This window comes from Chryseobacterium manosquense, assembly GCF_014623485.1.
Lineage (GTDB): Bacteria > Bacteroidota > Bacteroidia > Flavobacteriales > Weeksellaceae > Kaistella > Kaistella haifensis.
Window position 1 is genome coordinate 1916805 of sequence record NZ_CP060203.1, and the last position, 21072, is coordinate 1937876.

The 21072-nt window shown below is 40.4% G+C and carries 9 protein-coding genes, 4 tRNA genes and 6 rRNA genes; 1 reads left to right on the plus strand and 18 read right to left on the minus strand.

Features of this window, described 5'->3' with window-relative positions; all coding sequences use genetic code 11:
• Positions 1-305 precede the first annotated feature (305 nt).
• Entirely contained in the window at positions 306-644 is a 339-nt protein-coding gene (locus tag H0S70_RS09260) for a DUF3817 domain-containing protein (RefSeq protein ID WP_123248859.1), read from the minus strand.
• A gap of 19 nt (positions 645-663) precedes the next feature.
• Positions 664-1248 carry a nicotinate (nicotinamide) nucleotide adenylyltransferase gene (gene nadD, locus H0S70_RS09265; protein WP_188320594.1) on the minus strand — a complete coding sequence of 195 codons (585 nt, stop codon included), beginning with the start codon at positions 1246-1248 and terminating at the stop codon, positions 664-666.
• 172 nt (positions 1249-1420) lie between these two features.
• On the opposite strand from nadD, the gene H0S70_RS09270 reads away from it, so the two are divergent.
• Positions 1421-3025, plus strand: coding sequence for a BamA/TamA family outer membrane protein (locus tag H0S70_RS09270; protein WP_188320595.1), 1605 nt, complete (start codon positions 1421-1423; stop codon positions 3023-3025).
• Between the two features lie 255 nt (positions 3026-3280).
• Here the strand turns inward: H0S70_RS09270 and rrf (H0S70_RS09275) are convergent.
• The 16 genes from rrf (H0S70_RS09275) to H0S70_RS09350 form a co-directional block, all read right to left on the minus strand.
• Positions 3281-3388: ribosomal RNA gene (rrf, locus tag H0S70_RS09275) — 5S ribosomal RNA — on the minus strand.
• Between the two features lie 143 nt (positions 3389-3531).
• Positions 3532-6291: ribosomal RNA gene (locus H0S70_RS09280) — 23S ribosomal RNA — on the minus strand.
• Between the two features lie 207 nt (positions 6292-6498).
• Positions 6499-6572 (minus strand) — tRNA-Ala (locus H0S70_RS09285).
• Positions 6573-6658: 86 nt separating this feature from the next.
• Positions 6659-6732 (minus strand) — tRNA-Ile (locus H0S70_RS09290).
• A 175-nt stretch (positions 6733-6907) separates the two neighbouring features.
• Positions 6908-8424, minus strand: a 16S ribosomal RNA gene (locus H0S70_RS09295).
• A 1059-nt stretch (positions 8425-9483) separates the two neighbouring features.
• Positions 9484-9591, minus strand: a 5S ribosomal RNA gene (gene rrf / locus H0S70_RS09300).
• Between the two features lie 143 nt (positions 9592-9734).
• Positions 9735-12494, minus strand: a 23S ribosomal RNA gene (locus H0S70_RS09305).
• 207 nt (positions 12495-12701) lie between these two features.
• Positions 12702-12775 (minus strand) — tRNA-Ala (locus tag H0S70_RS09310).
• A gap of 86 nt (positions 12776-12861) precedes the next feature.
• Positions 12862-12935: transfer RNA gene (locus H0S70_RS09315), tRNA-Ile, on the minus strand.
• Between the two features lie 175 nt (positions 12936-13110).
• A 16S ribosomal RNA gene (locus H0S70_RS09320) occupies positions 13111-14627 on the minus strand.
• Together the 16S, 23S and 5S rRNA genes with 4 tRNA genes alongside form the textbook arrangement of a ribosomal RNA operon.
• Before the next feature lie 467 nt (positions 14628-15094).
• Positions 15095-16747 carry a tetratricopeptide repeat protein gene (locus H0S70_RS09325; RefSeq protein WP_228453706.1) on the minus strand — a complete coding sequence of 551 codons (1653 nt, stop codon included), beginning with the start codon at positions 16745-16747 and terminating at the stop codon, positions 15095-15097.
• Between the two features lie 105 nt (positions 16748-16852).
• Positions 16853-17725, minus strand: coding sequence for a PstS family phosphate ABC transporter substrate-binding protein (locus H0S70_RS09330; protein ID WP_188322220.1), 873 nt, complete (start codon positions 17723-17725; stop codon positions 16853-16855).
• Positions 17726-17986: 261 nt separating this feature from the next.
• The gene (locus H0S70_RS09335; RefSeq protein WP_188320596.1) at positions 17987-18826 is read right to left on the minus strand and encodes an energy transducer TonB; all 840 of its coding nucleotides are present in this window, start codon (positions 18824-18826) and stop codon (positions 17987-17989) included.
• A 34-nt stretch (positions 18827-18860) separates the two neighbouring features.
• Positions 18861-19439 (minus strand): ExbD/TolR family protein, encoded by a 579-nt coding sequence (locus H0S70_RS09340; RefSeq protein WP_188320597.1) that lies wholly within the window; start codon positions 19437-19439, stop codon positions 18861-18863.
• A 7-nt stretch (positions 19440-19446) separates the two neighbouring features.
• Positions 19447-20049, minus strand: a complete 603-nt coding sequence (locus tag H0S70_RS09345; RefSeq protein WP_031501573.1) for an ExbD/TolR family protein — start codon at positions 20047-20049, stop codon at positions 19447-19449.
• An 81-nt stretch (positions 20050-20130) separates the two neighbouring features.
• Positions 20131-20997 (minus strand): MotA/TolQ/ExbB proton channel family protein, encoded by an 867-nt coding sequence (locus H0S70_RS09350; protein ID WP_188320598.1) that lies wholly within the window; start codon positions 20995-20997, stop codon positions 20131-20133.
• Positions 20998-21072: the final 75 nt, after the last annotated feature.

The following is a 21072-nucleotide window of genomic DNA, read 5'->3' on the forward strand; positions in this document are numbered from 1 at the left end:
TTGGATTTTAGTTTTTTTAATTGATGACGGTCTCGGTTATTAGTTCTCTTTCTTCTCTTCTTGGGTTATTCGTTTTCTTTAGTAGTACAACAATGCAAAGATATATTATTTCTTTAGTATTATGCAATACAAAGTAGTAAATAAATAAAATTTATTAACATAACGTATTGATTATCAATGTTACAAATTTAATTAAAACTTTAATCTTATATAATTAGACAACCAAAATGTACTATTCGTTACATTCAAACATAAAAAAAGAGCAAAAAAATTGCTCTTAAAATCCTTAAATTCTTAAAATCACTTTATTCCCTATTAAACTGAGCTAATTTTTTATCAATCCAAATCGTAGCAAATGGAAAAAATGCCGAAACCAGCGCAAACACAGTATCTTCATCATCCCAATCATAAATTTTCCGCATTGGCAAAATCATTAAAAGATAAAGTGTAAAAAATAATCCGTGGATATTCCCGATGATAATAATATAAATCGTGGGCAATAATCCTTCCCGATCATAGCGAATCCAAATCATCGCAGTAAATAAAAAAAACCATGAAACTGCTTCTGCAAAGCAAATTTGCTTAAACCATTTGATAAGTTTATCCTCCGAATAGCGTGAGAAATATTTTTCAATAATATTCATTACTTATTACTTCTATCTTTCATTTATAAAAATTACTCCCATCCAAATATTCGAAAACTTCAGGTGGCAACATCGGGCGAACATTTTTCCCATTTTTTATCATATTTCTGATTTCAGTCGCGGAAAGTTCGATAATTGGCGCATTAATCATCGAAATATTTTCATGTTTTAAATATTCATTATCTTGTCTTTCACCTTCAAAAATTCTTGGATAAACAATAATTTGATGATTTTCGATCAATTTATCAGCGTTTTTCCACTTTGGTAAACCTTTCAAATTATCTTCTCCCATAATCAAAGCGAACGAATGATCCGGATATTTCTCTTTCAAATACGTCAAAGTGTCGATCGTGTAACTCGGTTTGGGTAAAGAAAATTCAACATTCGAAACCCGCATTTTCGGATAATTTTTTACCGCGAGCTGCACCATATCCAATCGGTTATGGTCGCTGAGCAAGGCTTTTTTATCTTTAAAAGGGTTTTGCGGACTCACTACAAACCACAATTCAGCCATATCCGAATTTTCCAGAATATAATTTGCTAAAATTAAATGACCAATATGAATGGGATTAAAACTCCCGAAAAACAAACCTACTTTCTTCATAATTTGTATAGAAAAACATGAAAATTTCTAATGGTTAAAGGTAAAGAAATAATTTCTTAAGCCAAAGAAAACTAATGCTCATCACGTAAATTTCAAATATGGATTATTAAAAAAATATACTCAGAATATAATAATCTTCCGTAAATTGAGTTCCAATTGTGAAACGTTTCTCTTGCAAAAAATTTCATTCATAATTTTACTATTCTTCTGTGTTTTTGTCAAAGCACAGCAGCATGAGTTTTGGTTGATCGATATCCAAACTCAGAAAAAAACTTTAGCTAAAGATTCCATCGCAGCAACCAAATTTTTAGATTCACTTTCTCAAAATAATTATTATTTAACTCAGCTCACAAACGTTAAAAAAGATCGAACCAAAACGGAAATCTATTTCGATAAAGGAAAAAATTTCAATGAAGCTTTGGTAAAAGTTGATGACGAAATTGCTAAAAACACCAACCATGCAAATCAATTTTTCACCAAAAATCTCGATTCTTTAAAAAAAGTGATTAATGAGAATTATCGAACCCAAGGATTTACTTTCAACCGCGTAAAATCTAAATTCCTGCGGATGGAAAATAATATTCCACAAATTGAGATTACAGTTATCAAAGGAAATCCGAGGAATATTGACGGTTTCGTAATAAAAGGTTACGAAAAAGTACCCAAAAGGTTTATAAAAAATATTGAAAAAGAATTTCAGGGTAAAAAATATGACGATCAAAATTTGTTGAGAATTAATCAATCACTGCAAAATCATCCGTTTTTACTTTTAGAAAAACCACCTCAAACTCTTTTTACGAAAGATTCCACGCAAGTTTTCCTGTTTCTGAAAAAGAAAAAAACAAACACATTCGATGGAATTATAGGTTTTGGAAATGACAATTCAGACAAATTCACATTCAACGGAAGTTTAAATGTGAACTTTAAAAATATGTTTAATGCTTTTGAAACAGTGAATGTTTTCTGGCAGAGAAACCCGGACAAAGGACAAACTTTTGATTTGAAAACGGATATTCCTTATCTGTTTAAGTCCAATTTCGGTACAAATATCAATATTAATATTTATCGCCAGGATTCAACTTTTGCTAATGTAAAATTTCTACCAAGTTTGTATCTTCATTTGAGCAACAGACAAAAATTAGGACTTCGTGGAACCTTCGAAACGTCCGTTGTGATGGATTCTTTATATACTCAGGCTAAGGATTTCAGCAAAAAAGGAATTGGACTTTGGTACGAATTTAATGAACCGTCGGATGTGCAATTATTTCTTTATAAAACAAGAATACGCGCTGAAGCGGATTACTTTTCGACTAATTACTCAAAAGAAAACGTCAACGTCACCCAAAATAATTTTTACTTTTCGGGCGAAAGAAATTTCTATATTTTAGGAAATAATTATCTCAATTTAAAAGCCGAAACCGCATTAATCAATTCGAAAAACGAACTGGTGACCAACGAATTGTTGCGATTTGGCGGTTGGAATTCTTTTAGAGGATTTAATGAAAATACACTATTGGCAGACTTTTACTACTACGGAAGTGCGGAATACCGGTATCTGGTCGGAAGCCAATCGTTCTTTGATATTTTTGCACAATATGGCCAACTCAACAACAAAAATTTATCACTGAAACCTAAGCTTTATAGCTTCGGAATCGGTTTTAATTTCTTTCTGCCAATTGGCTTAATGACGTTCCAAATTTCAAATGGTAATGAATTTGGAAACCCCGTGAAATTTAGCGATACTAAGATTCATTGGGGAATTTTAAGTAGGTTTTAATTGAGTTCCAAATGAGTATAAATATAACTTAAAGCAAATTTCACGGATGACAATAGAGGTAAAAGCGATATAACGACGTAGTTTTTCTCAACAAGTGTCTAATTTCCAAGAGTAAATTTTAAATACTATACAGACGTATTTTCTACAAAAAAAGAATACACTGCACCTCCAATTTATTGTATTCGATTATTTTCTAATACTATTAGTTTATAAATAAAAAAAGCTCAATCAAAAAAATGATTGAGCTTTAAAAAAAACTGGCGGCGACCTACTCTCCCGCTTTCGCAGTACCATCGGCGCTAGAGGGCTTAACTTCTGTGTTCGGAATGGGAACAGGTGAGCCCCTCTGCTAAAACCACCCTAAATATGTATTTAGATGGCAGATTTCAGATAAGAGATTTCAGACTTTATGGTCTGATTTCTGATGTCTTACATCTGATGTCTATTTATCGATAAAAACTTTCACAAAGAGTAAACCTTTGATGCACTTACGGTGCGCCTTATTAGGCTATAAATCTACGGGTAATTAGTACTACTCGGCTATGCCATTACTGACTTTACACCTGTAGCCTATCAACGTTGTCATCTCCAACGACCCTTAAAAGATGTCTCATCTTGAGGCAGGTTTCGCACTTATATGCTTTCAGTGCTTATCCTTTCCAAACGTAGCTACTCAGCGGTGCACCTGGCGGTACAACTGATACACCAGAGGTTTGTTCAAATCGGTCCTCTCGTACTAGAGTCAAGCCCTCTCAAACATCTAACGCCCGCAATAGATAGAGACCGAACTGTCTCACGACGTTCTGAACCCAGCTCGCGTGCCACTTTAATGGGCGAACAGCCCAACCCTTGGGACCTTCTCCAGCCCCAGGATGTGACGAGCCGACATCGAGGTGCCGAACCTCCCCGTCGATGTGAGCTCTTGGGGGAGACTAGCCTGTTATCCCCGGAGTACCTTTTATCCTATGAGCGATGGCCCTTCCATACGGAACCACCGGATCACTATGTCCTGCTTTCGCACCTGATCGACTTGTAGGTCTCACAGTCAAGCACCCTTATGCCATTACACTCTACGCACGGTTACCAAGCGTGCTGAGGGTACCTTTGAAAGCCTCCGTTACTCTTTTGGAGGCGACCACCCCAGTCAAACTACCCACCACGCAATGTCCTTGATCTCTCAAGTTAGGCTCCAAATAAACAAAGGGTGGTATTTCAACGTTGACTCCACCGACACTAGCGTGCCAGCTTCAAAGTCTCCCACCTATCCTACACATTGTTTATTCAAAGTCAATACGAAGTTATAGTAAAGGTTCACAGGGTCTTTTCGTCCCATTGCGGGTAATCGGCATCTTCACCGATACTACAATTTCACAGAGCTCATGGTTGAGACAGTGCCCAGATCGTTACACCATTCGTGCAGGTCGGAACTTACCCGACAAGGAATTTCGCTACCTTAGGACCGTTATAGTTACGGCCGCCGTTTACTGGGGCTTCAGTCAATTGCTTCGCTTACGCTAACAACCTTCCTTAACCTTCCAGCACCGGGCAGGTGTCAGACCCTATACAGCATCTTTCGATTTAGCAGAGTCCTGTGTTTTTGATAAACAGTCGCCTGGGCCTCTTCACTGCGGCCAGCATTGCTGCTGGCGTCTCTTCTTCCGAAGTTACGAGACTATTTTGCCTAGTTCCTTAACCATGATTCACTCTAGCACCTTAGGATTCTCTCCTCGACTACCTGTGTCGGTTTTGGTACGGGTTGCTTCACTTCGGCTTTTCTTGGAATCTATTTCCCTGCAGCAGCTTCGCCCGAAGGCTAGGCCTTGACTATTCCGTCAGTCTCCAGCAAGTACGTAAATCCGTCCCCTTTTTAGTGTGAGCAAGTATGGGAATATTAACCCATTGTCCATCCACTTCCCCTTTCGGGTTCGCGTTAGGTCCCGACTAACCCTCAGCTGATTAGCATGGCTGAGGAAACCTTAGTCTTTCGGTGAGCGGGTTTCTCGCCCGCTTTATCGTTACTTATGCCTACATTTTCTTTTCTGTCCGCTCCACAATACCTCACGATACTGCTTCGGCGCAAACAGAATGCTCCCCTACCAGATATAACTCAAAAGTTATAAATCCATAGCTTCGGTACTATACTTATGCCCGATTATTATCCATGCCGAACCGCTCGACTAGTGAGCTGTTACGCACTCTTTAAATGAATGGCTGCTTCCAAGCCAACATCCTAGCTGTCAATGCAGTTCAACCGCGTTATTTCAACTTAGTATAGATTTGGGGACCTTAGCTGTTGGTCCGGGTTCTTTCCCTCTCGGACATGGACCTTAGCACCCATGCCCTCACTGCCGACGAACATTTATTAGCATTCGGAGTTTGTCAGGAATTGGTAGGATTTGACTCCCCCGCATCCAATCAGTAGCTCTACCTCTAATAAACTTAACATCGACGCTGCACCTAAATGCATTTCGGGGAGTACGAGCTATCTCCCAGTTTGATTGGCCTTTCACCCCTACCCACAAGTCATCCGAAGACTTTTCAACGTCAACCGGTTCGGTCCTCCACTTTGTGTTACCAAAGCTTCAACCTGCCCATGGGTAGATCACAAGGTTTCGCGTCTAATCCTACTAACTATCCGCCCTATTCAGACTCGCTTTCGCTCCGCCTCCGCACCTGAAGTGCTTAAGCTCGCTAGTAAAATTAACTCGTAGGCTCATTATGCAAAAGGCACGCCGTCACAGAATAAATCTGCTCCGACCGCTTGTAGGCGTACGGTTTCAGGTTCTCTTTCACCCTTCTATTCGAAGTGCTTTTCACCTTTCCTTCACAGTACTTGTTCACTATCGGTCTTTCAGGAGTATTTAGCCTTGGAGGATGGTCCCCCCATATTCAGACAGGATTTCACGTGTCCCGCCCTACTCATTTATCACTTTAATATGCCTTTCATATACGGGGCTATCACCCTCTATGGCTGTTCTTTCCAGAACATTCTATTAAACATATAAAAGCTTTTGGGCTAATCCGCTTTCGCTCGCCACTACTTACGGAATCTCTTCGATTTCTTTTCCTCCGGGTACTTAGATGTTTCAGTTCTCCGGGTTTGCTCCTCTTGCGAGGTGACTGGTCTTCAACCAGCCGGGTTGCCCCATTCGGACATCTCGGGATCAATTCGTGTGTGCCGATCCCCCGAGCTTTTCGCAGCTTACCACGTCCTTCGTCGCCTCTGAAAGCCTAGGCATCCGCCATACGCCCTTAACGATTTCTTTCCTAATTGTTAAATTAGTTTAGTTTTAGTTCAGATAACACAACCGTGTTACCTTATTATTTGTAAACTCCGCACCCGTAAGTGCTCGGTTTTCTCTTTGTGATGTTCTTATCGTTAATGTCAATGATCTTATTTCTTATTAAGTTCCTGATGAACAGATATTGTTTTTGGCTCTATCCGTAACTTTTAAATCAAAATCTTAATACTGTGGAGAATAAGGGAGTCGAACCCTTGACCTCCTGCGTGCAAGGCAGGCGCTCTAGCCAGCTGAGCTAATTCCCCGCTAGTAGACTTCAGATGTCAGATTACAGACTTTAGACTTAATGTCTGATGTCTCATATCTGATGTCTTTCCATCTTTTCAATTAGTAGTCTCGGGCAGGCTCGAACTGCCGACCTCTACATTATCAGTGTAGCGCTCTAACCAGCTGAGCTACGAGACTCTCTCTAATTAATAATTATTAATTAATAATTGTTAATTATCTCTCTTCCCTGTACTAATTTCTAGTGGGTGTATTTTTTTTAATACCAACCAAAGTAAAAAAACTAAAGCATCTTTTGAGTAAGTGCTTGTGATACTTTAAGTATCTTGTTTGTTTATCGTCTAAAGACGCTCTAAAATGAGATGTTCCAGCCGCACCTTCCGGTACGGCTACCTTGTTACGACTTAGCCCTAGTTACCTGTTTTACCCTAGGCAGCTCCTTTTACGGTCACCGACTTCAGGTACCCCAGACTTCCATGGCTTGACGGGCGGTGTGTACAAGGCCCGGGAACGTATTCACCGCGCCATGGCTGATGCGCGATTACTAGCGATTCCAGCTTCATAGAGTCGAGTTGCAGACTCCAATCCGAACTGAGACCGGCTTTCGAGATTTGCATCCTATCGCTAGGTAGCTGCCCTCTGTACCGGCCATTGTATTACGTGTGAGGCCCAAGACGTAAGGGCCGTGATGATTTGACGTCATCCCCACCTTCCTCTCTACTTGCGTAGGCAGTCTCACTAGAGTCCCCAACTGAATGATGGCAACTAGTGACAGGGGTTGCGCTCGTTGCAGGACTTAACCTAACACCTCACGGCACGAGCTGACGACAACCATGCAGCACCTTGGAAATTGCCCGAAGGAGGGTCTATTTCTAGACCTGTCAATTCCCATTTAAGTCTTGGTAAGGTTCCTCGCGTATCATCGAATTAAACCACATAATCCACCGCTTGTGCGGGCCCCCGTCAATTCCTTTGAGTTTCATCCTTGCGGACGTACTCCCCAGGTGGCTAACTTATCACTTTCGCTTGGTCTCTGAATCCGAAAATCCAAAAACGAGTTAGCATCGTTTACGGCGTGGACTACCAGGGTATCTAATCCTGTTCGCTCCCCACGCTTTCGTCCATCAGCGTCAGTTAAATCTTAGTGACCTGCCTTCGCAATTGGTGTTCTAAGTAATATCTATGCATTTCACCGCTACACTACTTATTCCAGCCACTTCAAATTTACTCAAGACCTGCAGTATCAATGGCAGTTTCATAGTTAAGCTATGAGATTTCACCACTGACTTACAAGTCCGCCTACGGACCCTTTAAACCCAATAAATCCGGATAACGCTTGCACCCTCCGTATTACCGCGGCTGCTGGCACGGAGTTAGCCGGTGCTTATTCGTACAGTACCTTCAGCTACCCTCACGAGGGTAGGTTTATCCCTGTACAAAAGAAGTTTACAATCCATAGGACCGTCTTCCTTCACGCGGGATGGCTGGATCAGGCTCTCACCCATTGTCCAATATTCCTCACTGCTGCCTCCCGTAGGAGTCTGGTCCGTGTCTCAGTACCAGTGTGGGGGATCTCCCTCTCAGGACCCCTAAAGATCATTGACTTGGTGAGCCGTTACCTCACCAACTATCTAATCTTGCGCGTGCCCATCTCTATCCACCGGAGTTTTCAATAATAATTGATGCCAATCATTATATTATGGGGTATTAATCTTCCTTTCGAAAGGCTATCCCCCAGATAAAGGTAGGTTGCACACGTGTTACGCACCCGTACGCCGCTCTCAAGTTCCCGAAGGAACTCTACCGCTCGGCTTGCATGTGTTAGGCCTCCCGCTAGCGTTCATCCTGAGCCAGGATCAAACTCTCCATTGTATGTTTGTCTGACTCACTCAAAAAAAATTGACGCTTTAGTTTTTCCTTACTTTTTTGGTTGTTATTGTATTTTCAATGATCTCTCTTCTTCCGCTTTTATCTCAGTGAACTTGTTCTGTCGTTCCGTTCCCTGATTTGCGTGTGCAAAAGTATAAACTATTTTTTAATTGACCAAATGTTTCTTGTAAAATTTTTAAAACTTTTTTTTCGTAAGCCTTATCAATCATCATTACTATCTAATTCAATCTAATCCCTACTTCGCTCCCCTTCCAGATCTCTCCATTTGGGTCTGCAAAGATACCAACTTTTTCTCCCTTTCCAAATTTTTCCTAACCTATTTTTCTAAATCATACTCAACTTGCTGAATATCTGAAGGAAAAAATTATTCTTACGGGGTTATGTTATTTGTTCAAGAATGAAAAACTGAATTATATTTATATTAATTCTGTCATCAATTCTAGAAAATATTACTTAAAAACAGCAGGTTGTCCAAGCACTATTAAAAAACATTGATAACGGGTTGAAATATGATATCGAAACTTTCTAAATTAATAATTAAACTAAAAAGTTACTTGATGATTAAATCAAATTGATTGGAATCAATAAAAAATATTGGGTTGAAGGAATAAGCTGGAACTACGCAGATGAATGACGAAGTCAAATTTTACCACTACTCAACTTGAATTTTAATAATCTTTATAAAATAAAAAAAATATTAGATGTCAAATATTATTCATTTGATTGATTGTTCAATCTTGATTATTTGTTGCGCTTTCGTTTAAAAATAAGATGATCTAGAAGATTCTTTTATACTCTTCCATTAAAATGTTTAGAAAGCAAATTTCACGGATGACAATAGAGGTAAAAGCGATATAACGACGTAGTTTTTCTCAACAAGTGTCTAATTTCCAAGAGTAAATTTTAAATACTATATAGACGTATTTTCTACAAAAAAAGAATACACTGCACCTCCAATTTATTGTATTCGATTATTTTCTAATGCTATTAGTTTATAAATAAAAAAAGCTCAATCAAAAAAATGATTGAGCTTTTAAAAAAAACTGGCGGCGACCTACTCTCCCGCTTTCGCAGTACCATCGGCGCTAGAGGGCTTAACTTCTGTGTTCGGAATGGGAACAGGTGAGCCCCTCTGCTAAAACCACCCTAAATATGTATTTAGATGACAGATTTCAGATAAGAGATTTCAGACTTTATGGTCTGATTTCTGATGTCTTACATCTGATGTCTATTTATCGATAAAAACTTTCACAAAGAGTAAACCTTTGATGCACTTACGGTGCGCCTTATTAGGCTATAAATCTACGGGTAATTAGTACTACTCGGCTATGCTGTTACCAACTTTACACCTGTAGCCTATCAACGTTGTCATCTCCAACGACCCTTAAAAGATGTCTCATCTTGAGGCAGGTTTCGCACTTATATGCTTTCAGTGCTTATCCTTTCCAAACGTAGCTACTCAGCGGTGCACCTGGCGGTACAACTGATACACCAGAGGTTTGTTCAAATCGGTCCTCTCGTACTAGATTCAAGCCCTCTCAAACATCTAACGCCCGCAATAGATAGAGACCGAACTGTCTCACGACGTTCTGAACCCAGCTCGCGTGCCACTTTAATGGGCGAACAGCCCAACCCTTGGGACCTTCTCCAGCCCCAGGATGTGACGAGCCGACATCGAGGTGCCGAACCTCCCCGTCGATGTGAGCTCTTGGGGGAGACTAGCCTGTTATCCCCGGAGTACCTTTTATCCTATGAGCGATGGCCCTTCCATACGGAACCACCGGATCACTATGTCCTGCTTTCGCACCTGATCGACTTGTAGGTCTCACAGTCAAGCACCCTTATGCCATTACACTCTACGCACGGTTACCAAGCGTGCTGAGGGTACCTTTGAAAGCCTCCGTTACTCTTTTGGAGGCGACCACCCCAGTCAAACTACCCACCACGCAATGTCCTTGATCTCTCAAGTTAGGCTCCAAATAAACAAAGGGTGGTATTTCAACGTTGACTCCACCGACACTAGCGTGCCAGCTTCAAAGTCTCCCACCTATCCTACACATTGTTTATTCAAAGTCAATACGAAGTTATAGTAAAGGTTCACAGGGTCTTTTCGTCCCATTGCGGGTAATCGGCATCTTCACCGATACTACAATTTCACAGAGCTCATGGTTGAGACAGTGCCCAGATCGTTACACCATTCGTGCAGGTCGGAACTTACCCGACAAGGAATTTCGCTACCTTAGGACCGTTATAGTTACGGCCGCCGTTTACTGGGGCTTCAGTCAATTGCTTCGCTTACGCTAACAACCTTCCTTAACCTTCCAGCACCGGGCAGGTGTCAGACCCTATACAGCATCTTTCGATTTAGCAGAGTCCTGTGTTTTTGATAAACAGTCGCCTGGGCCTCTTCACTGCGGCCAGCATTGCTGCTGGCGTCTCTTCTTCCGAAGTTACGAGACTATTTTGCCTAGTTCCTTAACCATGATTCACTCTAGCACCTTAGGATTCTCTCCTCGACTACCTGTGTCGGTTTTGGTACGGGTTGCTTCACTTCGGCTTTTCTTGGAATCTATTTCCCTGCAGCAGCTTCGCCCGAAGGCTAGGCCTTGACTATTCCGTCAGTCTCCAGCAAGTACGTAAATCCGTCCCCTTTTTAGTGTGAGCAAGTATGGGAATATTAACCCATTGTCCATCCACTTCCCCTTTCGGGTTCGCGTTAGGTCCCGACTAACCCTCAGCTGATTAGCATGGCTGAGGAAACCTTAGTCTTTCGGTGAGCGGGTTTCTCGCCCGCTTTATCGTTACTTATGCCTACATTTTCTTTTCTGTCCGCTCCACAATACCTCACGATACTGCTTCGGCGCAAACAGAATGCTCCCCTACCAGATATAACTCAAAAGTTATAAATCCATAGCTTCGGTACTATACTTATGCCCGATTATTATCCATGCCGAACCGCTCGACTAGTGAGCTGTTACGCACTCTTTAAATGAATGGCTGCTTCCAAGCCAACATCCTAGCTGTCAATGCAGTTCAACCGCGTTATTTCAACTTAGTATAGATTTGGGGACCTTAGCTGTTGGTCCGGGTTCTTTCCCTCTCGGACATGGACCTTAGCACCCATGCCCTCACTGCCGACGAACATTTATTAGCATTCGGAGTTTGTCAGGAATTGGTAGGATTTGACTCCCCCGCATCCAATCAGTAGCTCTACCTCTAATAAACTTAACATCGACGCTGCACCTAAATGCATTTCGGGGAGTACGAGCTATCTCCCAGTTTGATTGGCCTTTCACCCCTACCCACAAGTCATCCGAAGACTTTTCAACGTCAACCGGTTCGGTCCTCCACTTTGTGTTACCAAAGCTTCAACCTGCCCATGGGTAGATCACAAGGTTTCGCGTCTAATCCTACTAACTATCCGCCCTATTCAGACTCGCTTTCGCTCCGCCTCCGCACCTGAAGTGCTTAAGCTCGCTAGTAAAATTAACTCGTAGGCTCATTATGCAAAAGGCACGCCGTCACAGAATAAATCTGCTCCGACCGCTTGTAGGCGTACGGTTTCAGGTTCTCTTTCACCCTTCTATTCGAAGTGCTTTTCACCTTTCCTTCACAGTACTTGTTCACTATCGGTCTTTCAGGAGTATTTAGCCTTGGAGGATGGTCCCCCCATATTCAGACAGGATTTCACGTGTCCCGCCCTACTCATTTATCACTTTAATATGCCTTTCATATACGGGGCTATCACCCTCTATGGCTGTTCTTTCCAGAACATTCTATTAAACATATAAAAGCTTTTGGGCTAATCCGCTTTCGCTCGCCACTACTTACGGAATCTCTTCGATTTCTTTTCCTCCGGGTACTTAGATGTTTCAGTTCTCCGGGTTTGCTCCTCTTGCGAGGTGACTGGTCTTCAACCAGCCGGGTTGCCCCATTCGGACATCTCGGGATCAATTCGTGTGTGCCGATCCCCCGAGCTTTTCGCAGCTTACCACGTCCTTCGTCGCCTCTGAAAGCCTAGGCATCCGCCATACGCCCTTAACGATTTCTTTCCTAATTGTTAAATTAGTTTAGTTTTAGTTCAGATAACACAACCGTGTTACCTTATTATTTGTAAACTCCGCACCCGTAAGTGCTCGGTTTTCTCTTTGTGATGTTCTTATCGTTAATGTCAATGATCTTATTTCTTATTAAGTTCCTGATGAACAGATATTGTTTTTGGCTCTATCCGTAACTTTTAAATCAAAATCTTAATACTGTGGAGAATAAGGGAGTCGAACCCTTGACCTCCTGCGTGCAAGGCAGGCGCTCTAGCCAGCTGAGCTAATTCCCCGCTAGTAGACTTCAGATGTCAGATTACAGACTTTAGACTTAATGTCTGATGTCTCATATCTGATGTCTTTCCATCTTTTCAATTAGTAGTCTCGGGCAGGCTCGAACTGCCGACCTCTACATTATCAGTGTAGCGCTCTAACCAGCTGAGCTACGAGACTCTCTCTAATTAATAATTATTAATTAATAATTGTTAATTATCTCTCTTCCCTGTACTAATTTCTAGTGGGTGTATTTTTTTTAATACCAACCAAAGTAAAAAAACTAAAGCATCTTTTGAGTAAGTGCTTGTGATACTTTAAGTATCTTGTTTGTTTATCGTCTAAAGACGCTCTAAAATGAGATGTTCCAGCCGCACCTTCCGGTACGGCTACCTTGTTACGACTTAGCCCTAGTTACCTGTTTTACCCTAGGCAGCTCCTTTTACGGTCACCGACTTCAGGTACCCCAGACTTCCATGGCTTGACGGGCGGTGTGTACAAGGCCCGGGAACGTATTCACCGCGCCATGGCTGATGCGCGATTACTAGCGATTCCAGCTTCATAGAGTCGAGTTGCAGACTCCAATCCGAACTGAGACCGGCTTTCGAGATTTGCATCCTATCGCTAGGTAGCTGCCCTCTGTACCGGCCATTGTATTACGTGTGTGGCCCAAGACGTAAGGGCCGTGATGATTTGACGTCATCCCCACCTTCCTCTCTACTTGCGTAGGCAGTCTCACTAGAGTCCTCAACTAAATGTTAGCAACTAGTGACAGGGGTTGCGCTCGTTGCAGGACTTAACCTAACACCTCACGGCACGAGCTGACGACAACCATGCAGCACCTTGGAAATTGCCCGAAGGAGGGTCTATTTCTAGACCTGTCAATTCCCATTTAAGTCTTGGTAAGGTTCCTCGCGTATCATCGAATTAAACCACATAATCCACCGCTTGTGCGGGCCCCCGTCAATTCCTTTGAGTTTCATCCTTGCGGACGTACTCCCCAGGTGGCTAACTTATCACTTTCGCTTGGTCTCTGAATCCGAAAATCCAAAAACGAGTTAGCATCGTTTACGGCGTGGACTACCAGGGTATCTAATCCTGTTCGCTCCCCACGCTTTCGTCCATCAGCGTCAGTTAAATCTTAGTGACCTGCCTTCGCAATTGGTGTTCTAAGTAATATCTATGCATTTCACCGCTACACTACTTATTCCAGCCACTTCAAATTTACTCAAGACCTGCAGTATCAATGGCAGTTTCATAGTTAAGCTATGAGATTTCACCACTGACTTACAAGTCCGCCTACGGACCCTTTAAACCCAATAAATCCGGATAACGCTTGCACCCTCCGTATTACCGCGGCTGCTGGCACGGAGTTAGCCGGTGCTTATTCGTACAGTACCTTCAGCTACCCTCACGAGGGTAGGTTTATCCCTGTACAAAAGAAGTTTACAATCCATAGGACCGTCATCCTTCACGCGGGATGGCTGGATCAGGCTCTCACCCATTGTCCAATATTCCTCACTGCTGCCTCCCGTAGGAGTCTGGTCCGTGTCTCAGTACCAGTGTGGGGGATCTCCCTCTCAGGACCCCTAAAGATCATTGACTTGGTGAGCCGTTACCTCACCAACTATCTAATCTTGCGCGTGCCCATCTCTATCCACCGGAGTTTTCAATAATAATTGATGCCAATCATTATATTATGGGGTATTAATCTTCCTTTCGAAAGGCTATCCCCCAGATAAAGGTAGGTTGCACACGTGTTACGCACCCGTACGCCGCTCTCAAGTTCCCGAAGGAACTCTACCGCTCGGCTTGCATGTGTTAGGCCTCCCGCTAGCGTTCATCCTGAGCCAGGATCAAACTCTCCATTGTATGTTTGTCTGACTCACTCAAAAAAAATTGACGCTTTAGTTTTTCCTTACTTTTTTGGTTGTTATTGTATTTTCAATGATCTCTCTTCTTCCGCTTTTATCTCAGTGAACTTGTTCTGTCGTTCAGTTCCCTGATTTGCGTGTGCAAAAGTATAAACTATTTTTTAATTGACCAAATGTTTCTTGTAAAATTTTTAAAACTTTTTTTTCGTAAGCCTTATCAATCATCATTACTATCTAATTCAATCTAATCCCTACTTCGCTCCCCTTTAACAAATCTCTCTGTTTGGGTTTGCAAAGATACCAACTTTTTCTCCCTTTCCAAATTTTTTCTAACCTATTTTTCTAAATCATACTCAACTTGCTGAATATCTGAAGGAAAAAATTAACATCGTATGAAATATCCTATTATAGAACATAAAAAATCCCACTTAAAAGAGTGGGATTTGGGAATATTAAAAGAGTAAATTACTTATTTAATGCTTTATTAAGGTTGATAGCATCTTGATAAGTAGGATTCAACTGAACCGATTTCGCTGCATATTCTTTAGCTTTTGCGATATCGCTGTCTTTTACTAAGTAAGCCACTGCAAAATATGCATAAGACAATGTCTCTTTATTGGCTTCAACATCAGCTGGCTTCACAGTAGCGATAAACTTCTCATACGCCATTTTCGCCAATTCGTTATTACCTGCTTGTTGGTATGCATAACCTTGGCTATAATAAGCTGGTGCCCAATCAGGAAGTAAACCACTCATTTTTTGCCAAGAAAGAATTGCTCCATTCCAGTTTTTTGCTTCCTGATATGCATTGGCCAATTTAAATAAAGCATCTGTATCTTGCGGATTTTCAACTACTTTCTTCTTCAACTCTTCGATTTGGGGCGTTGTTGGTCCCGAATCTACTGCAGATTGACTGATTCCGCCACCGCCTTTAATCTTCAATAATTCCGCATCCCAATTCATCGTTTCATCTTTAGCCGCTTTAGCTATTGCAATTTTCTGTTGCGCTTCGGTAGTTAAGGCAGACTTTTTAGCAGCATCGGTTTCTTTATGGGCTAATCCTGCAGCGATCAAACCTAATAAACCTTGATCAGCTGGTTGTATTCTAGATTTTTCAGCTTTAGCGATAAATTCATCCATACTTGCTTTTGCTGCAGCATAATCTCCGTCAGCATATTGAAGATAAGCTCTCAATTTATATTTGATAGGATCATTAACTTTATCAAATACTTTATCTAAATAAGTTTTAGAATTTGCATAATCTTCATTAGTAAAGAATAATTTAGAAATTTCTAATTGAGTATCCGGATCTTCATCAGCATATTTTGCATAGTTCATCAAATCCTGAGTTGCCAAAGCATTGTTCTGATATTTGATATTGTAAGCCGCTTTTGCTTTATAAGCCGGTGCATAAGTTGGATCGGAAGCTATTGCTCTATCGATACTTTCTTTTGCTTTTTGCCATTGCTGAGCTTGCATCCAAAGGGTACCAATTCTTGTATAAACTGATGCTTTATTCTTTGCAATAGGCAATGCTTTGTCATAAGCTGTCATCGCAGAACCTGCAACTTGCGGAGAATTCGTCAATTTCAAACGGTACGCATCTCCTAATGTATAATAATAGTACGCTGGAGTACCACTTTTTTGCGATTTTTCAACCGCTCTATTTAGGAAATCAATCGCTAAATCAGCATTGCTTGCTCCACCGAACAGCGTTAGCGCTTCCGCAGCTCTGTAAAGAACTTCAGGATCTTTATCTCTTGCATCACTTACAATCCTTTGGATTTCAGCGACAGCAGATTTATCGCCTTTTGCTAGTTTTACAGAAGCCAAACCTAATTTATTTAGATTACTTTTTTTGTCTGCTGCTAAACCTTTATTGAAATTCTCTAGTGCCAATTCGAAATTTGGTTCAAATTGGGTGAGATAAGAGTTTCCTAAGTAAAAATAATTTTCTGCTGTTGGAGATTTGGTAACCATTTGCTTGAATACCTGTTTCGCATTCGCGTACTTATGGCTATCAGCACTTGCAATTCCATCTTGTAAAGTCTGTGCAAAAGCGAAGTTGGAGAAGAATCCAACCGCAACTCCTAAAGCAATTTTTTTTGTTACGTTCATTATATCTTTAATTTTAATTATTTAATATTAATATTAGGCCAAGTTAATCCCAATTTTTATACCAAAAGTAAAAAATTTTCTTCTGAGACTCAATTTTAATAAAAATTAACGCATCTGAACCTCTCGTTGGAAAATATTGTAGGGCTGAAGACCTTCTTTAGAGACAACTATTTGTCCTAATTGTTGACAAGAAAACCGAATCAGTCCATTTGCTAAACCATAGTAAGCTTCATTGGTAATGAAATACAAAACTCTGGCAAATGGATACTTCAATGTTCTGAGATTTTGGATGTCTGGAGTATAGGACTTATTATTCGAAACTACCGGAAGTATTTTCACAGAATTTCTAAGATTTTCAGACTCTTTATCATATGGTCTGCTGATCGTATTAAGACTAATTACTCCAATTTTGTTAGGGAATTTGTTAATTTCTTCGATGATATTTTTATTCCCGCTAATGACAGAAAATTTCAATTCGGAGGGAGTTTTATTTAATTTCTGAGCTACAAAATTTAAGTTACTAGAATTGGTTCCATCGAAAATCAATTTTTTATCCTCAGATTGCAATTCCGTTTGGATTTCTTCCATTGAAATTGATGATCTCGAAGAATTCTTCGAAACTACAAAAACCACCGCATCCACTGCGAACTTCGCGGGGAGCATATCCATGTCGATTTTATTTTTGTAAGCAGCTTTCTCTTCTTCTGTTAAATCTCTTGACATAATAATAGCCCTAACTTTATTATCCAACAAATCCAGAAACGCCAAATCCTCCTTCTTAATCTCTAGAATAATTTTAGTATTAGGATTCAAGGCCATATATCTATCGGTTAATGCTTGGGCAACACTTTGAAAAGATTCATCAGCAGCGATGGTGATGGTTCCCTGCTGAGGATCATCTACCACTCTATCCGTTTTCTTACAAGATATAAACAGAGTAAAAAAAACTAAAGCGAAAATTTTAAAACTATTCTTCATCTTTCTCTTGTCGAATTCTATAAACCACTCGCCCAATTCTGAATATTCCGTAAAGGATAAGCAATGCTCCCATAGCGTATGCAATGTTTGGTTCGAGGAAAATAATAAAAAATTTATAAATGATGACAACGATCCCTAAAACGATGTATAAGAATCCTGCGATAAGTGACAACCAATTAAATATCATAAATCAAAAATACAAAAAATAAAAAAAAGAGAAGCACAAGCTTCTCTTTTATAATACAAAATTCTTTCTGAGAATTATTCGAACTGCATTGTTAATGGTAATCTGTAACGATAACGTACGGCTTGACCATTAATTTTAGCAGGAGCCCATTTATTTTTGACAGATTTAACTGTTCTCATTGCTTCCGCATTGAAATCCTTGTTAGGACCCGTAGCCTTAACGTCGGTAATACTACCATCACGCTCAACTACAAAAGTAATTTCGGTTTTTACTGTTCCTTCATCACCATCCATTACTGAAGTGTCGAAGCTGTTTTGCACCTTACTTCTGAATGAGTTGATACCTCCAGGGAATTCAGCAAGTTGCTCAACCTCTGTATAAACCTGAGTTTCTGAAACTTGAGGTTTTACTTCCACCGTGGTCGATTTACTTGGACCTGGTGGCGGTGGTGGCGGTGTGTAAGAAGGCGTCTTTACCCCTTCTTGGGTAACCAAACCAGTAGTTGTTTTCAACTGTTCTGTGATTGGCGGCGGTGGAGTTTCCACTTTTGGTGCCTTTACTGGCTCTGGTACCACGTTCTGAATAACCTCTTGTTGTGGTGGTTCTTCTTTTGGTGGCGGTGGTGGAGGTGGTTCTTCTTCAACTGGTTCCTCGATAATTGTTTCTTCCGGTATAATTTCTATCAAGTTTGCATTAACTTCCTGAGTTTCTTTAGCAGTCATTTGCTTAATTTTCATTATCACAAATGGTGTAAACGCAGCAACGCAAAAAAGAATGGTACCGAAAATAAACGCCTTGGTAAGAACAGATCTGTAGTTGGTTCTCAGATCATAAGCTCCATAGGCTTTATTTCTGTTTTCAAATACAATTTCATCTAAAGATAGATTACTGTTGTATGTGTTATCTTCTGCCATTTATTCTTTCTTTTAAATATTATTATAAGACATCCTACTTAGCGCCAGCTGCTGGAGCTGCCGGTGCTGAATTAGCACCCACTTTTTTGTCATAAACGGCTTGTTCCCAACTTTTCACATCGGTAATACCGTATATTTCATTCTTGGTAATCGCCATTTCATCTAGAATATCTACAAAGTTCTTATATACTGCATCGTCCGTAGGCTTAATGATCACTGTAAATTTACTTTGATCCTTTGCTCTGGCTTTTGCTTGCTCTATTACTTTAGTAATCCCTTCTCTATCAAAAGATGTTTCCTGAAGCGTTTGCTCATTGAGTCCAGCTTGGTCTAACTGATGATAGAAAATTCTATTGTCTTTTCCTATAATTAGAGAAATTGAATTGGATAAATCAATTTCCGTTGGAGGGGGTTTTGGTGCATCCGGTTTTGGTTTTGCCGGAAGACCTAGATCCATCACATTCGGTTTGTTGAAAGTAGTTACCAACATAAAGAATGTAATCAAAAGGAACGCCAAATCCACCATTGGGGTTAAATCTACGTGTGGGGCTTGCTTCTTCGAGCGTACCTTACCGCCTTTCCCGCTGTTGTCTTTTACTTGTACTTCTGCCATTTCTATATTATTGCGCCACTTCCTGACTTGTTATTAACCAGAATTTTAAGAAATCGATATCTCTTAATCCTTCAAATAAAGCTTTTACTTTTGGATATTTTGTTTGCACATCACCTTTGATTGCCAATTTGTAATCAGGGTTTACGGCTAAACTTTGTTCTACCCAATCGATTAATTGCTTATTAGTACTGTCCAATGGAATTCCGGTTTGGCTTTTGAAAGCTTTACGGTCATCATCGGAAAGATTCAAATATCCTTTCAATTGATTCATCGGAACACCTACTGATTGCACTTTAGTGAAAGCAACTTTCTCGGCATCAGTAAATTTTATTCCATATTTCGCCCCCATTTTATCTAGCAATGCCATTCTTTCGGTACCGTTCTCAACGGGAGTAAAATAGAATTTGCCGTCGGTTGTACTAAGCACAGTCATTAAACTCGCATCCGGAAGGAGCTTTTCAGAGATAGAAGATGGCGTTGTTACCGTCTCAATATCAGGTTTTGCAAACTGAGCCGTAAGGATAAAGAACGTAAGGAGTAGGAAGGATACATCGGTCATCGCCGTCATATCTACCCTAATGTTATGTCTTTTTGGTTTGACTCTCGCCATTATTATTATATTTTATTATTAAACTTCTTGTTTTAGATCGGCTTCAAGAAACCAAATCTGTTAACATCGATACGAAATTTCTTAGTGAAATTCTGCGAAAGATTGCTGAATTGACATTGCAATTTCGTCAATTTTGAAAGTAAGTTCGTCGATCTTAGAAGTAAAATAGTTATAAAGAATAATCGCAACTGCAGAAGTACCAATACCTAAAGCGGTATTTACAAGTGCTTCAGAGATACCAATTGATAACGCTGCAGAATCTGGAGTACCACCGCCTGATCCTAATGCACTAAACGCCTTGATCATCCCGATTACTGTACCCAACAGTGCTACTAACGTTGCTACTGTACCTAAGGTGGAAAGAATCATCATGTTTTTCTCTAGCATTGGCATTTCAAGAGTTGTAGCTTCTTCGATAGATTTGTTAAGCGCTACCATTTTTTGTTCTTTGTTCATTGTATTATCATGAGCCAAAGCTTTGTAGGTAGTTAAACCTTCTTTTACTACGTTTCCGACAGAACCTTCCTGTCTGTCGCACTCTTCTAAAGCTTCATCTATTTTGTTTTGGTTAAGCAATCTTCTTACATTTAAAACAAAGTTGTCAACATTTCCTTTACCAGCAGCTTTTCTAAGAACTAATGCACGCTCGATAGAGAACACGATTACGATAATCATGAAAGAGATTAGAATAGGAACGATAACTCCACCCATATATATAATCCCCATAAATCCGCTTGGATGTAATTCTTTAGATTCTAAATCAGAGAAAGCAACTGAAGAAAGCCCATTCAATCTTGGATCAGCCTTAAAGTTCCCTGGATTACCTAAAACAAATACATAAATACAAATTCCTATAGCGATAAGAATAGGAATAATTAACGCAGGATTTAATCCCCCTAACTTTTTAGCAACTACTTGCTCCTCGTTGTTTGAAACATTCATTTCCATACTAAACTAAATTATAATTGTTATTTTTTTTAAATTTTTCGAGTGTAAAATAAAGTCAAAATATTTAATAATGCA

What these genes read in the sequence shown, in the direction of transcription:
- H0S70_RS09350 (WP_188320598.1), bottom strand. Translation starts at nt 20,997, where the DNA reads ATGGAAATGAATGTTTCAAACAACGAGGAGCAAGTAGTTGCTAAAAAG.
- H0S70_RS09345 (WP_031501573.1), bottom strand. Translation starts at nt 20,049, where the DNA reads ATGGCGAGAGTCAAACCAAAAAGACATAACATTAGGGTAGATATGACG.
- H0S70_RS09340 (WP_188320597.1), bottom strand. Translation starts at nt 19,439, where the DNA reads ATGGCAGAAGTACAAGTAAAAGACAACAGCGGGAAAGGCGGTAAGGTA.
- H0S70_RS09260 (WP_123248859.1), bottom strand. Translation starts at nt 644, where the DNA reads ATGAATATTATTGAAAAATATTTCTCACGCTATTCGGAGGATAAACTT.
- H0S70_RS09335 (WP_188320596.1), bottom strand. Translation starts at nt 18,826, where the DNA reads ATGGCAGAAGATAACACATACAACAGTAATCTATCTTTAGATGAAATT.
- nadD (WP_188320594.1), bottom strand. Translation starts at nt 1,248, where the DNA reads ATGAAGAAAGTAGGTTTGTTTTTCGGGAGTTTTAATCCCATTCATATT.
- H0S70_RS09330 (WP_188322220.1), bottom strand. Translation starts at nt 17,725, where the DNA reads ATGAAGAATAGTTTTAAAATTTTCGCTTTAGTTTTTTTTACTCTGTTT.
- H0S70_RS09325 (WP_228453706.1), bottom strand. Translation starts at nt 16,747, where the DNA reads ATGAACGTAACAAAAAAAATTGCTTTAGGAGTTGCGGTTGGATTCTTC.